The following is a 15,555-nucleotide window of genomic DNA, read 5'->3' on the forward strand; positions in this document are numbered from 1 at the left end:
GCGTCACTATTTTTTGCCGGGGCCTTCAAGGCTTGGCGACGACCGTTACCCACCACGGCGTGTGCTGTTCGATCTGCACCGGCAAGGTCGGCAGCAAGGCGTTGAGCGCCAGGGTGGTGTCGTGCAGCGGGAAGCTGCCGGTGATGCGCAGGTCGGCCACTTGTGAGTCCACGCCCAGGTGCCCGGTGCGATAACGGCTCAACTGCGCGATCACATCGCCCAGCCGGGCGTTGTCCACCACCAGCATGCCGCGCGTCCAGGCATCGCTGCCAGGGGCGACGGCGAGCAGCGGGCCCAGGCCGTCGCTGTGCATCAGCACTTGCTGGCCGGCCTTGAACACCTGCTCGTCTTTAAAGGTTTCGGGGCGTGCGGCCACGGCCGACTGCAACACGCTGAGCCGCGTGCCGTCGTCCTCGCGCTTGACGATAAACCGCGTGCCCAGCGCCCGCAGGTCGCCTTCGCGGGTCTGGACGATGAACGGGCGGGCGTCGTTGTGGCCGGTTTCGATGAGGATCTCACCTTCTTGCAACACGATCAGGCGGCGTTTTTCATCAAAGCGCACATCGATGGCGCTGTGGGTGTTGAGGTTGATCAGCGTGCCGTCCGCCAGTTTGATCTCGCGTTGCTCGCCAGTGGCGGTGCGCTGGTCGGCCAGCCAGTAGTGGATCGGCAGGTAGCGCGGGCCCACGAACAGGGCCAGGCCACACACCAGCACCACACTGGCCAGGGCACTGCCCAGCTTGCGTACGCGCCGGCGAATGCCCTCGCGGGACTGCAACAGCGCCACGCGAGCCGGCCCTGCGGCCACGCTGAAGCGTTGGTCGAGCATGCCCAATTGGCGCCAGGCCCGGGCGTGTTCTTCATCGCTGGCCAGCCATTGGGCGAAGGCTTCCCGTTCCACGGCGTTGCCGTCGCCCGAGTCCAGGGACAGCTGCCAGGCAATGGCGGCATCCAGCACGCGGGCAGACACCGGCCGCGTGTTGAGCGGGTTCACAGCGGCTCGCCGTACAGCGCGATGTAGCACTGGCGGATGCCCTGGGCCAGGTATTGGCGCACCCGGGGCACGGACACCCCCAGGCGCGTGGCGATGTCGGCGTGGCCCAGGCCGTCGAGGCGGTTATAGAGGAAGGCCGCGCGGGCCTTGCTCGACAGTTTGCCCAGCAGGCGGTCGATGGCCTTGAGGTCTTCGAGGATCAGTTGCTGGGTTTCGGGCGACGGGTGTTCACTTTCCGGGATCAGCATGAGTTCGGTGAGGTAAGCCTGTTCCAGCGCGGCGCGGCGGAAATAGTCGAACAGCAGGCCCTTGGCGATGGCCACCAGAAACGCCCGGGGTTCGCGGGGCGCCTGCAGTTCTTCGCGGCCGAGCAGGCGCACGAAGGTGTCCTGGCTCAGGTCCTCGGCGCGGTTGGGGCAGGCGACGTTGCGCCGCAGCCACGCCAGCAGCCAGCTGCGATGGTCGCGGTATAACGCGCCAACAAGCTCACTGTGGGGACTCTGGATCGACGACAAGGCAACACCGACTGAACTAAATGTTTAAAATAACGAGAATTATTCGCGATTGTGTCAGAGGCACCGGGGCGGCGCAATTGACGTCTGTCGGTGAATTCAGAACGTCGTGGCCTGCTGGCGGCGTTTCCACTGGCTCACGCGCTGCTGCAAGTGCTGCGGGCTGTCGATCTGCTGCTGGCGGGCGCGGTTGAACAGGATCAGCATCAGTTCCGCCGTGGCCAGCGCGTCGGCACTGGCGTGATGACGTTCGCCCACGTGCAGTTTGAAATGGGCGATCCAGTCGTCCAGCCCGGCTTCGCGCAGATGGGTGTGCGGGCACAGCGACGGGGCGATGTCGGCCACGTCTATAAACACATGGTTCAAGCGATAACCCAGGCTGTCCTTGAGCGCCCGGCACAGCATGTGTTGGTCAAAGGGCGCGTGAAACGCCAGCAACGGGCTGTCGCCGACAAACTCCATGAACTCCAGCAGCGCCTGCGCCGGGTCGCAGCCAGCGGCGATGGCGCTGGGGCCCAGGCCGTGGATCAGCACGGCGGGGCCCGGCTTGGCGGGCGCGCGTTGCAGGGTGCGTTCAAACATTTGGGAAAAATCGACGGCGCCGTCTTCGATCACCACCGCGCCGATGGACAGCACCTGGTCGCGCTTGAGGTTCAGGCCGGTGGTTTCCAGGTCCACCACCACCCAGCGCTGGCTGCGCAAGGGCCCCTGGCCCAGCTCGGCGGCGTTGGGCAGTTGCGCCAGACGCTGCTGTTGCTGCGCGTCGAGCCCGGGTTTGGCCGCCCGCAGCCAGCCGAACAGGTTCACAGCTGATACCGCAGGGTCAGGCTGGCTTGCAGGCGTTGGGCCTGGCGCAGGGATTCGCGCAGGATGCGGCGGTCCAGGTGGTTGAGGCTGTCGGGGTCGACGCGGTTGGAATAGGGCAGGTTTTCGCGGCTTTGCCGTTGGTGTTGCTGCATGCGCGTTTGCTGAATGAAGTGGTAGGCCTCCTCATAGGCGGCGCCGTCCAGCGGCTCGATGACTTCACGCGCCACCAGCTGGCGCAGGCGTTCCAGGGTGTTGTTGGCGCTGATGCCGTTTGCCAGCGCGAGCAGGCGGGCCCCGTCGACAAACGGTGTGAGGCCCTGCACCTTGAGGTCCAGGGTGGCCTTGTCGCTGCCTTTGCGGCTTAACACAAACTCGCGAAAACGCCCCACCGGCGGGCGCTGGCGCAAGGCATTGGCGGCCAGCATGCGCTGGAACAGCTGGTTGCCCGCGACCTGATCGAGGATGCCCTGGCGCAGCTGCTCGCTGCCCTGTTCGTCGCCCCACACCACCCGCAGGTCAAAATAAATGCTGGAACCCAGCAGGTTTTCCGGGGTGGCCTCGCGGATAAACCCGGCAAAGCGCCGCGCCCATTCGGCGCGGGACAGGCACAGCTCGGGGTTGCCGGCCATGATGTTACCCTTGCACAGGCTGAACCCGCACAGCGCCAGGTGCTGGTTGATCTGCTGCGCCAGCGGCAGCAGGGTGGCGCGGATCGCCTCGGCCTCGGCGGCATCGCGGGCCTCAAACAAAATGCCGTTGTCCTGGTCGGTGTACAGGGTCTGTTCGCGGCGCCCTTCACTGCCAAAACACAACCAACTGAACGGCACGCCCGGGTCGCCTTTGTCGGCCAGGGCCAGCTCGATCACCCGGCACACGGTGTGGTCGTTGAGCAAGGTGATGATGTGGGTGATCTGGGTGGACGACGCACCATGGGCCAGCATGCGCTCGACCAGTTGGCCGATTTCGCCGCGCAGCGCCACCAGGTTGTCCACCCGGGGCGCGTTGCGGATGGTGCGGGCCAGGTGCACCAGGTCCACCCGTTGCAGGGAAAACAGGTCGCGCTCGGACACCACGCCACACAGGCGCCGGTCCTTGACCAGGCACACATGGGCGATGTGCCGCTCGGTCATGGCGATGGCCGCGTCGAAGGCGCTGTGGTCGGGGCTCAGAAAGAACGGCGCCTGGGTCATGTGGCGCGCGATGGGCTGGTTGAAGTCGCTGGTGCCGTCGGCCACCACCTGGCGCAAATCGCGCAGGGTAAAAATCCCCAGCGGCGCCTTGTGCTCATCCACCGCCACGATGCTGCCCACCTGTTGCTCATGCATCAGCGTCACCGCTTCGCGCAGCGGGGTGTGCGGGCTGCAGGTGACGGGGTGACGCATGGCCAGCTCGCCGAGCAGGCTGTTCAGCGAATATTGGGTGCCGAGGGTTTCCACGGCCTTTTGTTGCACTTGCTGGTTGACCTGATCCAGCAGGCTGCTCACCCCGCGCAGCGCGAAGTCGCGAAACGGGCTGGACAGCGCGAACAGCTTGATAAACGCCGTCTTGTTCAGTTGCAGGCAAAAAGTGTCTTCGGCGGCCTTGTGCTCGGTGCGGGTCGCCCGCTCGCCCAGCAACGCGGCCAGCGGGAAGCACTCGCCGGTGGTGATCTCGAAGGTGGTGTCGTCCGACTCGGGCCGCTGCCCTACCACGCGGCCCTGCTTGACGATATAAAAGTGCTCCACTGCGCCGCCCGTGGGCTTGAGAATGCTGTCGCCGGGGCCATAGAAGCGCAGCTGGCATTGCTCCACCAGAAACGCCAGGTGGGCGTTTTCCATCTGGTTGAACGGCGGGAAGCGTTGCAGAAATTGCAGCGTGCCGTGGATGTTCTGCAACACGGCGGTCTTGCCCGCCTGTGTGAATGCGTCAGCTTTACTCATAACGTGACCGCAATTTTTTGTCGTTATCGTGGCCCATGGTCGACGCCTGTGCGGCAGGTGCCCATTGGACGTAAGTCTAGGTAGGTACATGTACTGCCTGACTAGGGCAAAACCTTACAGGCCTATTGTCAAAACCCGTAGAACGCCCACTAGTCAAACTTTCCGACGAAGTGCACATTGTTCGCCTTTCCGGCGATGTCTGAGGTGTGTGCTGGGAGATTGACCGCAACTGCCGAGAAACGTATGCCGGACCACGATATTTTGAGCGATGCCGAGCGCGAAGCGCTGAGCGCCGTGATGCTTGAGCCTGACTTACCGCCGCAACGGGTTTTGATCGTGGACGACGACAAGGACGCGCGCGAGCTGCTGGCCGAAATCCTCGGGCTGGACGGCATTCGCTGCATGACGGCCGACAGCGGCGAAACCGCGTGGGACTTGCTCAACTCCAGCAGCGCCATCGGCCTGTTGATCACCGATCTGCGCATGGCGCCCAGCAACGGGCTGGAGCTGATTCGCCAGGTGCGCGAGTCGCCACGGGCGGCGCTGCCGATCATCATCATGTCCGGTGACGCGGGCGCCCGGGATGTGATCGATGCCATGCATTTGAGCGTGGTGGACTTCCTGCTCAAGCCGATCGACAGCGTGAAGCTGGCAAAGATGGTGCGGCGTGAGTTGGGGATGGTGTAGTAGTTGCCGTTTGTCAGAACTGTCATTTGTGACAGTGGTTGTGAAGGGTTGACTCAGGTGAAGTGGTGATGAGTAGACGGGGATGAGCCCTGTCATCCATTCATTCCACCAGGAGTTCGTCATGACGACTGAAGACTACCGCGCCGATCCACAAAAGCCCTCCGGCCCCCGCGACCAAGTGGACAGTGGCGTCGCTTACATTCTGTATCTGGAAAATCACCAGGCCCGCTTTTTAAAGTCCACTAACTTGAACGCGAGCTTAAGGCACTTTACGGTCTATAACGACGCCGGGTCGTTGACGGCTGAGTACGGTGCCACGCTGTTTCCACGGGCGGAGCCTTACATCATGGACCTGCCTGGACGGCCCTATAACATTGACTATCGCGACGCCAGCGGGGTTTATTTCATTAGGCCGACGTCTGGAAAGATGATTGTTCATTCCGAAGAAGCGGGCCCGGCGGACACGTACATCAATCGAATTATCTATGTGAATGTCAAGTTTGAACACGAAGGGCGGGAAGTGGTGATCAATGGCACGGGTGAGGCCACGTTCGTTTTTAAATAAGTTTCTCAGCGGTTGTAAAAAAGCCCGGATCTCTCGACCCGGGCTTTTTCATCTTCGCGGTTTATTCAAAGACCGTTTTTAGCCTTGAACTCCCGACGACGACGGTGCAACACCGGCTCGGTATAACCGTTGGGCTGTTTCGTGCCTTCGATCACCAGTTCGACCGCCGCCTGGAAGGCGATGTTGCTGTCGAAGTCCGGCGCCAGCGGGCGGTACAGTGCGTCCCCGGCGTTCTGACGGTCCACCACCGGCGCCATGCGCTTGAGGCTTTGCATCACCTGGTCTTGCGTGACGATGCCGTGGCGCAGCCAGTTGGCGATGTGCTGGCTGGAAATGCGCAGGGTGGCGCGGTCTTCCATCAGGCCCACGTCGTGGATGTCCGGCACTTTGGAGCAGCCCACGCCCTGGTCGATCCAGCGCACCACGTAACCGAGGATGCCCTGGGCGTTGTTGTCCAGCTCGTTGCGGATTTCTTCGTCGGACCAGTCGGTAGTTGGCGCCAGAGGAAGGGTGAGGATGTCGTCCACCGACGCGCGGGCGCGCTTGGCCAGTTCGGCCTGGCGGGCGAACACGTCCACCTTGTGGTAATGCAGCACGTGCAGCGCGGCGGCGGTGGGCGATGGCACCCACGCGGTGTTGGCGCCAGCCAGCGGGTGCGCGATCTTCTGCTCGAGCATGGCGGCCATCAGGTCGGGCATTGCCCACATGCCTTTACCGATTTGCGCGCGCCCTTGCAGGCCGGTGCTCAGGCCGATGTCGACGTTCCAGTTTTCATAAGCGCCAATCCACTTTTCGGCTTTCATGGCGGCCTTGCGCACCACTGCGCCGGCCTCCATGGAGGTGTGGATTTCGTCACCGGTACGGTCCAGGAAGCCGGTGTTGATAAACACCACGCGCTCGGCGGCTTCCTTGATGGCGGCCTTGAGGTTGACCGTGGTACGGCGCTCCTCGTCCATGATGCCGACCTTGAGGGTGTTGCGTGAGAGCTTGAGCACGTCTTCGATACGGCCGAACAGCTCGTTGGTGAACGCCACTTCTTCGGGGCCGTGCATCTTGGGCTTGACGATGTACACCGAGCCGGTGCGGCTGTTCTTGCGGCTGTTATTGCCGTTGAGGCTGTGCACGGCGGCCAGGCTGGTGACCAGGCCGTCCAGAATGCCCTCGGGCACTTCGTGGCCGTGGCGGTCCAGGATGGCGTCGATGGTCATCAAGTGGCCGACGTTTCGTACAAACAACAGCGAACGGCCGTGCAGAGTCACGTCCTCGCCCGCGACACCGGTGTAGACGCGGTCGGCGTTCATGGTGCGGGTGAAGGTCTTGCCGCCCTTGGCCACTTCTTCGGCCAGGTCGCCCTTCATCAGGCCGAGCCAGTTGCGGTAGATCACCACTTTGTCATCGGCATCGACGGCGGCCACGGAGTCTTCGCAGTCCATGATGGTGGTCAGTGCGGCTTCCACCAAGAGGTCCTTGACCCCGGCGGCGTCGGTCTGGCCGACCGGGGTGCTGGCGTCGATCTGGATCTCGAAGTGCAGGCCATTGTGCTTGAGCAGCACGGCCGTCGGGTGCTGGGCATCGCCGTGGTAGCCGATCAGTTGCGCATCGCTGCGCAGGCCGCTGTTGCTGCCGCCCTTGAGGCTGACGACCAGCTTGCCATCGACAATCTTGTAGCCGGTGCTGTCCACATGGCTGCCCGCCGCGAGCGGGGCCGCCTCGTCGAGGAAGGCGCGGGCAAAGGCGATGACCTTGTCGCCGCGCACCTTGTTGTAGCCCGGGCCCTTTTGGGCGCCGTCGGCTTCGCTGATGGCGTCGGTGCCATACAGTGCGTCATACAGCGAACCCCAGCGCGCGTTGGAGGCGTTGAGGGCGAAGCGGGCGTTCATCACCGGCACCACCAGCTGGGGGCCTGCCAGGCGGGCAATTTCGTCGTCGACGTTTTGCGTCGAGGCCTGGAAGTCCGCCGCTTCTGGCAGCAGGTAACCGATGTCTTGCAGGAAGGCTTTGTAGGCGACCGGGTCGTGGGCTTTGCCGGCGTGGCTCTGGTGCCAACCGTCGATGCGCGCCTGGAAATCGTCGCGTTTGGCGAGTAGGGCTTTGTTCTTTGGGGCCAGGTCGTGGATGACCTTGTCGGCGCCAGCCCAGAACTGGTCGGCGCTAAGGCCGGTGCCAGGAATGGCTTCGTTGTTCACGAAGTCGAACAGGACTTTGGCGACCTGCAGGCCACCGACTTGAACGTGTTCAGTCATTGCTTGCCTCACTCTGCTCAGCGCATGCGCTTTTTAAGCTTGCTTAATGTTCCAATGAAGCCTCTGGCCCTGTTACCCGCAAACCCTCTGCGCCAGTACGTGCCATCAAGGGCGGCTGGGCGTTCCCGTCAACGGCCAAATGCCTGGCTGACGGGGTGTTCAGGGTTGCGGCGGGGCTGGGCAAACATCGACCTGACGTTTATGTAGTGCGCGACGGGGCATACTACATGATGCGTTGCGGTTGTGAAAATCAGACTAAATACGTCGTTTAGCGACCCACGTGTGCCCTGCGGTCACAGTGGGGTACGGGATGTTCTCAAAAAACCGATGGATTGTTCCAGATAAAAATAAAAATGGTACACGATTTGTTTTCGGGCGAGCCTGCGTCCACCTTGTTTAAACGTTATCCATACCAGAGGGCTACGCCATGGAGCATTTAGTACTGACTGTGATCGCCCCCGACAAGCCAGGCCAGGTCGAGCGCGTGGCGCAGTGCGTCGCTGAACACGGCGGCAACTGGCTGGAAAGCCGCATGGCGCGCATGGCGGGCCAGTTTGCCGGGATTTTGCGTGTGGGTGTGCCGGCGCAAGCCTACGACGAATTGGTCGGCGCGTTGCAGAAATTATCCAGCCACGGCATCCGCGTGCTGGTGGCCGAAAGTGGCGAGGCGCAACTGACGGAGTGGAAGGCGATCGCCATGGAACTGGTGGGCAACGACCGGCCGGGCATCGTGCGGGACATCACCGGGCTGCTCAGCCGGCATGGGGTGAACCTGGAGCGGCTGATCACCGACGTGCGCCCGGCGCCGATGAGCAGTGACCCGTTGTTCCACGCCGAAGCCTTGCTGGCCGTGCCGCTGAGCCTGTCGCTGGACACGTTGCAGGCCGCGCTGGAAACCCTGGCCGACGACCTGATGGTGGAATTGGCCCTGCGGCCCGAAGAGTCATGACCGGCAGGCTTATGCAGGGAAATCTTGCATGGGCCTGTGGATAAGCTTGGGGTGAATGCCTGTAAGCCACGCCCCGCGAGGCTTACAGGGTGTTGTACGTTATTTGATCAACCTTTGCGGTTCAACCAGATGTCCAGGCTGTACACCAGCAGGCCCGCCCAGATAAAGAAGAAGGCGGTGAGGGTGCTGGGCGCCAGGCTTTCACCAAACAGCAGCACGGCTTCCAGCAGCACCAGGGTCGGCGCCGTGTATTGCAGGAACCCGATGGTGGTGTAGGGCAAATGACGGGTGGCGGCGTTGAAGCACACCAGCGGCACCAGCGTGACCGGGCCGGCGGCCACCAGCCACCAGGCTTCAGAGGTGCTCCAGAAGGCCATTTGCGCGGTGTGGGCCATGGGGTTGAGCAGCAACCAGACCAGCGCAATCGGCAGCAGCATCCAGGTTTCCACCACCAGCCCCGGCAGGGCCTGCACCGGCGCCTGTTTGCGGATCAGCCCGTAGAACCCAAAGGTCAGCGCCAGCACCAGCGACACCCACGGCAAACTGCCGACCTGCCACACCTGCTGCGCCACGCCCGCCACCGCCAGGCCCACTGCGAGCCATTGCAGGCGCCGCAGGCGTTCGCCCAACAGCAACATGCCCAGCAACACGTTCACCAGCGGGTTGATGTAATAACCCAGGCTGGCCTCCAGCATCCGCCCGCTGTTGACCGACCACACGTAGGTCAGCCAGTTGGTGGCGATCAAGGTGCCGCTCAAGGCCAGGATCGCCAGGCGCTTGGGGTTGTCCAGCAGCTCGCGCAGCCAGCCGGGGTGTTTCCACACCAGCAGCAGCAAACTGCCGAACAGCGCTGACCACAGCACGCGGTGGATGATGATTTCGGTGGCCGGGACGCTGGCGATGGCCTTGAAGTAGAGCGGGAAAAGTCCCCAGATGATGTAGGTACTCAGGCCCAGTACGTAGCCTCGGCGGGGATTGACGGCTTGCATGCACGATCCTTCTGGGGCAGCTGGCAAAGCTGCGATTGTAAGGATATTTGTCAGTCAATGGGATCCAATTTGTGCACAATTCAAGCGCCGACACCCTGGGCCGGCCCGGTTCCCCGCGACGGTCAGAACAGCTTCAAGGGCTCTTCGTTGAGCGCCGCCAGTTGTTCGCGCAAGGCCAGCACCTGGTCGCCCCAGTACCGCTCGTTGCCGAACCACGGAAAGCTGCGAGGGAAGGCGGGGTCGTCCCAACGCCGGGCCAGCCAGGCGCTGTAGTGCATCAGGCGCAGGGCGCGCAACGGTTCGATCAGGGCCAGTTCGCGTGGGTCGAAGTCGTGGAATTCCTGGTAGCCGTCCATCAGTTCCGACAACTGCCCCAGACGTTCCTGACGGTCCCCGGCGAGCATCATCCACAGGTCTTGTACCGCCGGGCCCATGCGGCAGTCGTCGAGGTCGACGATATGGAACACCTCGTCGCGACACATCATGTTGCCGGGGTGGCAATCACCGTGCAGGCGGATGTTCTGGTGCGGAGTGGCGCGGTAGATCTCTTCGACCCGCTTGAGCAGGTCGCGGGCCACCGACTCGTAGGCCGGGAGCAGGCTCTTGGGCACAAAGTTGCCTTCAAGCAGTGTGTTGAGCGAATCGTGGCCGAAGTTTTTCACCCCCAGCGCTTCACGGTGCTCAAACGGGCGGGTCGCGCCCACCGCGTGCAGGCGCCCGAGCAATTGCCCGAGGCGATACAACTGGTCGAGGTTGCCCGGCTCCGGCGCCCGGCCGCCACGGCGGGGGAACAGGGTGAACCGAAAACCCGCGTGTTCAAACAGGCTCTGGCCGTCATGAATCAACGGCGCGACCACCGGCACTTCGCATTCGGCCAACTCAAAGGTGAAGCGGTGTTCTTCCAGGATGGCGTCGTGGGTCCAGCGCTGGGGCCGATAGAACTTGGCGATCAGCGGTTCGCCGTCTTCGATGCCAACCTGATAGACGCGGTTTTCATAGCTGTTGAGCGCCAGCACGCGGGCGTCGCTGAGAAAACCGATGCTTTCAACGGCGTCCAGGACCAGGTCGGGGGTGAGGGTGTCAAACGGGTGGGCCATGCGAACTCCTGCGCGCAGCAGGGCGCCGCGTCCGGCCGGGTATGGTAACGCACCCGGCCGGTGATAGGCCCGGTCAGGCACCGATAATTGCGCCGTCATCCCGACGAATCGCAATCACCGACGAGCGCGGTTTGCCGTTGGGCAAGTGCTGCGGCCAGGTCGAGCCGCCGGTTTCACCCGGGTGTTGAATGCCCACGAACAAGGTTTTCTGGTCGGGCGCAAAGCTGATGCCCGTCACCTCGCACGCCACCGGGCCCACCATGAAGCGGCGGATCTCGCCCGTCGCCGGGTCGGCGCAGAGCATCTGGTTGTTGCCCATGCCGGCAAAGTCGCCGCCGTTGCTGTAGTCGCCGTCGGTCAGGATCCACAGCCGCCCGGCCTTGTCGAAGCCCAGGCCGTCCGGGCTGTTGAACATGTTCTGCGGGTTGATGTTGGACGAGCCGCCCTTTGGCGTACCGGCGTGCACGCTCGGGTTGCCGGCCACCACGAACAGGTCCCAGCTGAAGTCCGTCGCGCCATGGTCATCGGCGTTGGCTTTCCAGCGCAGGATCTGCCCGTAGACGTTTTTTTCCCGCGGGTTGGGGCCGCCCACGGGTTGGCCGTCTTCGCCGCGCTTGGCGTTGTTGGTGAGGGTGCAATACACCTGGCTGTCGGTGGGGCTCACCACGATCCATTCGGGGCGGTCCATGCGCGTGGCCTTTACCACGCTGGCCGCCAGGCGGGCGTGGATCAGCACCTCGGCCTGGCTGGCAAAGCCGCTGGCCGCGTCGATGCCGTTTTGGCCGTGGGTCAGCGCCACCCACCGGCCGTGGCCCTTGGGGTGGTCGGCATCGCCGTCGCCTGCATCGAAGATCGCCACGTACAAGGTGCCGTGGTCGAGCAGGTCTTGGTTGGCCTTGGAGTTCTTGGGGTTGATCGGGTCGCGGCTGACGAACTTGTAGATGAACTCACCGCGCTCGTCGTCGCCCATGTACACCACGGCGCGGCCGTCGCGGGTTTGCGCCAGCGCGGCGTTTTCGTGCTTGAAGCGGCCCAGGGCGGTGCGCTTGACCGGGGTGGATTGCGGGTCGAACGGATTGATCTCCACCACCCAGCCGTGGCGGTTGAGTTCGTTGGGGTGTTGGGCGATGTCAAAACGCGGGTCGTGCGGGTGCCAGTTGATTTCCTTGCTGGCGGCCACTACGCCGTAGCGCTTTTGAGCGGCGTCGAAGGCTTGTTGCGGGTGGCTGCTGCCAAAGCAATCGGTGAAGTTTTCTTCGCAGGTGAGGTAGGTGCCCCACGGGGTCTTGCCGTTGGCGCAGTTCTGGAAGGTGCCGAGCACCTGTTTGCCGCTGTTGTCGGCGGCGGTCTTGAGCCAGGCGTGACCGGCGGCGGGGCCGCTCAGGCGGATGGGCGAGTTGCCGTGGATGCGCCGGTTGTAGCGCGAGCCCTGGACGAATTGCCAGGTGTCGCCCTGGCGGCGCACTTCGATCACCGACACGCCTTCGCTGGCCAAGGCCTTGCGCACGTCTTCGGCCGACTGCGGCGCGCCGCCGTGTGCATAGAGGTAGCGGTAGTTGGTGTATTCGTTGTTGATGGCCATCAGTGCGCGGTTGCTGTCGCCGGGAAAGGCGAACAGGCTCATGCCGTCGTTGTTGTCGCCGAACTGCACTTCCTGGGCCGCCGCGCTGCCGTTGCCGCTGGGGTCAAAGGCCGGGCCGTCCTTGTGCAGGGGCTGGCCCCAACTGATGAGCACCGATGAGCTGTAGCCGGGCGGCAGGGTGATGGTGTCGGTGGTGGCCGTGCCAATGCTGGCAAAGCCCAGCAAGGGGCTGGCCGAGGCGGCGTTGACGGCCAGTGCGCTGCGGGTCAGCAGGTTGCCGCCCAGGAACATCGCGGCACCGCACAGGGCGCCCGCGCCGATGAAGCGACGGCGGGTGAGGCCCACCATTTGTTCAAAGTCGGTGGCTTGGTTGTCTTCTAATAGGCTCATCGTTGGCTCCCGGCGGTTTTTGCAGCCACCTTAGGGAGCGCTTGTGACGTATTTGTTGCAGTTTTTTGCGTTACACCGGGGTGCCCAGCAGCACGTTGCTGGGCGAGAACTGCACCTGCACCGCCAACCCTTGCGCGGCGTGCAGACGCTGGAGCGCAGCGGGCGGGGCCAGGGCGCATAAAACCTGACCGTTGGGCAGGGCGATGCGCACTTCACTGGGGCCGTCATCCGCGTGGAGAATCGCCTCGATTTTCCCGCTGAGGCAATTGTGTCCGGGTGTTGCGGCTTGTTCGGCGGGCCATAGCTCAAGCCAACCGGCCTTGATCAGCGCGACCACTTCGGTGCCGGTTTCCAGTTCCAGGCGTAGGGTGCTGTCGTGGGTAATCTGCGCGTCGAGCGTAAGACCTGCGGCCAGTTCCAGTCGGACGTGGTCATTATGGCCATGGCCCTCGATGGCAATGATCTTGCCGTGCAACTGGTTGCGCGCACTGGTGCGCAGCATCAGGCGGCCGAGCAGGTTGAGGTCACTGGCGTCCTGCGCCGACTCCAGCACCTGGGCCTGCAACACCTGCAGGCGCTGGTACAAGCGCAGCACGCGCTCGCCTTCGGCGGTCAACCGGGCCCCGCCGCCGCCCTTGCCGCCCACGCTGCGTTCCACCAACGGCATTTGCGCCAGGTTATTGAGCTCGTCGATGGCATCCCAGGCGGCCTTGTAGCTCAGGCCTGCGCTTTTAGCGGCGCGGGTGATGGAGCCTTGTTCGGCGATGTGTTGCAGCAACGCAATGCGCTGGGGGCGACGGACGATATGTTGGCTGAGCAGGCTGGGCAGAGACATGGCGATACGCTGTTAAGGAATGCACAGACGGTGCGGGCCCGCCGCGCTGGCGTCAAGTCAATCGCCGGGTTTGGGGGTGCGGGCCAGGCAATACACGTCGACCTGACGTGCCCCGGCCGCCATTAACAAGCGGGCCAGGCTGTGGGCGGTGGCGCCGGTGGTCAGTACGTCGTCGACCAGGGCCAGGTGGCGGCCTTTGACGCAGGCGTGGTCGGCCAGGGCAAAGGCGCCGAGCAGGTTGCGTCGGCGGCCCTGGGCGCCCAGCGCCTGCTGCGCGAGGGTTTCATGGGGGCGTAATAACAGGTGTTCATCGTAGGGGATCTGCAGGCTTGCGCTCAGCCAGCGCGCCAGCATCGCGGCCTGGTTGTAACCCCGTTGGCGCAGGCGTTTGCGCGCCATGGGCACGGGCAGCAGGCAGTCGGGGCGGCTCAGTTCGGCGTTTTCATAGCGGTGTTGCAGGTAGTGGCCCAGCAGCTGCGCGAGCAGGTGGCCGAGGGGCCAGCGGGCCTGGTGTTTGAAGCGGCTGATCAGGCTGTCCACGGGAAAGCTGTAGGTCCAGGGCGCCACCACCTGTTTAAAGGCGGGCGGCCGTTTCTGGCATTGGCCGCAGGTCAGGCCCGCCATGGGCAAGGGCAGGGCGCAGGTTTGGCAGGCGTCCATCAGCCATGGCAGCTCGGTTTCGCAGACGTTGCACGCCGAATGGGCGGTGTCGGTGGGTTCATCGCAGATTAAACAGCTTTGGTTGCTTTTTAACCAGATGTAAACCTTGTGTTTGTCTCTTGGTTGACAGTGCATGAATCTTCCTTAACTATGCCGAGCATCCGTGTCGTGCCTGTGGGTATTGCTTCCCGCAGGGCTTGCCAAAGCATAATCAAGGAATCGCCCATGAGCGCCAGCACCACTGCCACCCTGCGTCACGATTGGTCTTTGAATGAGGTCAAAGCGCTGTTCGTGCAGCCGTTCAACGACCTGTTGTTCCAGGCGCAGACCGTGCACCGCGCGCATTTCGATGCCAACCGGGTTCAAGTCTCCACGCTGCTGTCGATCAAGACGGGCGCCTGCCCGGAAGATTGCAAATATTGTCCGCAGTCGGGCCACTACAACACTGGCCTGGAAAAAGAGAAGTTGATGGAAGTGCAAAAGGTGCTTGAAGAAGCCGCCCGCGCCAAAGCCATCGGCGCGACGCGCTTTTGCATGGGCGCGGCCTGGAAGCACCCGTCGGCCAAAGACATGCCGTATGTGTTGCAGATGGTCAAAGGCGTGAAGGCCATTGGGCTGGAAACCTGCATGACCCTGGGCCGTCTCGACCAGGACCAGACCCAAGCGCTGGCCCAGGCAGGCCTGGACTACTACAACCACAACCTGGACACCTCGCCGGAGTTCTACGGCTCGATCATCACCACCCGCACGTACAGCGAGCGCTTGCAGACGCTGGCGTACGTGCGCGATTCGGGGATGAAGATCTGCTCCGGCGGGATCCTGGGCATGGGCGAGTCGCTGGACGACCGCGCCAACCTGCTGATCCAACTGGCCAACCTGCCGGAGCATCCGGAGTCGGTGCCCATCAACATGCTGGTGAAAGTGGCCGGCACGCCGCTGGAAAATGCCGACGACATCGACCCGTTCGATTTCATCCGCATGCTGGCGGTGGCGCGCATCCTGATGCCGCAGTCTCACGTGCGCCTGTCTGCCGGGCGCGAAGCGATGAACGAGCAGATGCAGGCGCTGGCGTTTTTTGCCGGGGCCAACTCGATTTTCTATGGCGACAAATTGCTCACCACCGCCAACCCGCAGGCCGATAAGGACATGCAACTGTTTGCCCGCCTGGGGATCTTGCCGGAGGCGCGTGAAGAGCACGCCGACGAAGTGCACCAGGCGGCAATCGAGCAGGCGCTGGTTGAGCAAAAAAGCAGCGAGCAGTTCTACAACGCCGCCGTTTAATGCCAAGGCGTGGCCCCCGCCGGGGGCGCGCCTGCGTTTCAAGCT

The 15,555-nt window shown here is 63.5% G+C and carries 14 protein-coding genes; 4 read left to right on the plus strand and 10 right to left on the minus strand.

From position 1 onward, the window contains the following. Positions 1-25: 25 nt before the first annotated feature. The 4 genes from ACW9H9_RS18355 to ACW9H9_RS18370 all read right to left on the minus strand — a co-directional run bounded on the left by ACW9H9_RS18355 (position 26) and on the right by ACW9H9_RS18370 (position 4,232). Entirely contained in the window at positions 26-994 is a 969-nt protein-coding gene (locus tag ACW9H9_RS18355) for a FecR domain-containing protein (RefSeq protein ID WP_457344600.1), read from the minus strand. Next, on the minus strand, positions 991-1,509 hold the full coding sequence (locus tag ACW9H9_RS18360; RefSeq protein ID WP_457344601.1) for an RNA polymerase sigma factor: 519 nt from the start codon (positions 1,507-1,509) through the stop codon (positions 991-993). Before ACW9H9_RS18360 ends, ACW9H9_RS18355 begins: the two co-directional genes overlap by 4 nt. A gap of 96 nt (positions 1,510-1,605) precedes the next feature. Beyond that, complete coding sequence (locus tag ACW9H9_RS18365) at positions 1,606-2,313, minus strand: 3'-5' exonuclease (protein WP_457344602.1); 708 nt, start codon at positions 2,311-2,313, stop codon at positions 1,606-1,608. Continuing rightward, positions 2,310-4,232 carry a putative nucleotidyltransferase substrate binding domain-containing protein gene (locus ACW9H9_RS18370; protein WP_457344603.1) on the minus strand — a complete coding sequence of 641 codons (1,923 nt, stop codon included), beginning with the start codon at positions 4,230-4,232 and terminating at the stop codon, positions 2,310-2,312. Before ACW9H9_RS18370 ends, ACW9H9_RS18365 begins: the two co-directional genes overlap by 4 nt. 243 nt (positions 4,233-4,475) lie before the next feature. On the opposite strand from ACW9H9_RS18370, the gene ACW9H9_RS18375 reads away from it, so the two are divergent. Together ACW9H9_RS18375 and ACW9H9_RS18380 are read left to right on the plus strand one after the other, a co-directional pair. Continuing rightward, positions 4,476-4,919, plus strand: a complete 444-nt coding sequence (locus ACW9H9_RS18375) for a response regulator (protein ID WP_457344604.1) — start codon at positions 4,476-4,478, stop codon at positions 4,917-4,919. Between the two features lie 121 nt (positions 4,920-5,040). After that, the gene (locus ACW9H9_RS18380; RefSeq protein WP_457344605.1) at positions 5,041-5,484 is read left to right on the plus strand and encodes a hypothetical protein; all 444 of its coding nucleotides are present in this window, start codon (positions 5,041-5,043) and stop codon (positions 5,482-5,484) included. Positions 5,485-5,549: 65 nt separating this feature from the next. Here the strand turns inward: ACW9H9_RS18380 and ACW9H9_RS18385 are convergent, their stop codons facing one another. Then, the gene (locus ACW9H9_RS18385; protein WP_457344606.1) at positions 5,550-7,727 is read right to left on the minus strand and encodes a malate synthase G; all 2,178 of its coding nucleotides are present in this window, start codon (positions 7,725-7,727) and stop codon (positions 5,550-5,552) included. 427 nt (positions 7,728-8,154) lie between these two features. Here ACW9H9_RS18385 and ACW9H9_RS18390 point away from each other — a divergent pair, with 427 nt between their 5' ends. Then, the gene (locus tag ACW9H9_RS18390; RefSeq protein ID WP_457344607.1) at positions 8,155-8,676 is read left to right on the plus strand and encodes a glycine cleavage system protein R; all 522 of its coding nucleotides are present in this window, start codon (positions 8,155-8,157) and stop codon (positions 8,674-8,676) included. 107 nt (positions 8,677-8,783) lie between these two features. Here the strand turns inward: ACW9H9_RS18390 and rarD are convergent, their stop codons facing one another. The 5 genes from rarD to ACW9H9_RS18415 form a co-directional block, all read right to left on the minus strand. Beyond that, on the minus strand, positions 8,784-9,665 hold the full coding sequence (gene rarD / locus ACW9H9_RS18395) for an EamA family transporter RarD (protein WP_457344608.1): 882 nt from the start codon (positions 9,663-9,665) through the stop codon (positions 8,784-8,786). A gap of 122 nt (positions 9,666-9,787) precedes the next feature. Continuing rightward, positions 9,788-10,762, minus strand: a complete 975-nt coding sequence (locus ACW9H9_RS18400; protein WP_457344609.1) for a serine/threonine protein kinase — start codon at positions 10,760-10,762, stop codon at positions 9,788-9,790. A gap of 73 nt (positions 10,763-10,835) precedes the next feature. Continuing rightward, entirely contained in the window at positions 10,836-12,734 is a 1,899-nt protein-coding gene (locus ACW9H9_RS18405; RefSeq protein WP_457344610.1) for a PhoX family protein, read from the minus strand. 70 nt (positions 12,735-12,804) lie between these two features. Next, a complete protein-coding gene (locus tag ACW9H9_RS18410; RefSeq protein WP_457344611.1) occupies positions 12,805-13,569 on the minus strand; it encodes a TOBE domain-containing protein in 765 nt (254 codons plus the stop codon). A 57-nt stretch (positions 13,570-13,626) separates the two neighbouring features. Next, positions 13,627-14,364 carry a double zinc ribbon domain-containing protein gene (locus ACW9H9_RS18415; RefSeq protein WP_457344612.1) on the minus strand — a complete coding sequence of 246 codons (738 nt, stop codon included), beginning with the start codon at positions 14,362-14,364 and terminating at the stop codon, positions 13,627-13,629. A 90-nt stretch (positions 14,365-14,454) separates the two neighbouring features. Between ACW9H9_RS18415 and bioB the strand changes: the two genes are divergently transcribed. After that, positions 14,455-15,510 carry a biotin synthase BioB gene (bioB, locus tag ACW9H9_RS18420; protein ID WP_457344613.1) on the plus strand — a complete coding sequence of 352 codons (1,056 nt, stop codon included), beginning with the start codon at positions 14,455-14,457 and terminating at the stop codon, positions 15,508-15,510. The last annotated feature ends 45 nt before the right edge of the window (positions 15,511-15,555 follow it).

The sequence above is a fragment of the Pseudomonas sp. SDO5215_S409 genome (assembly GCF_054071325.1).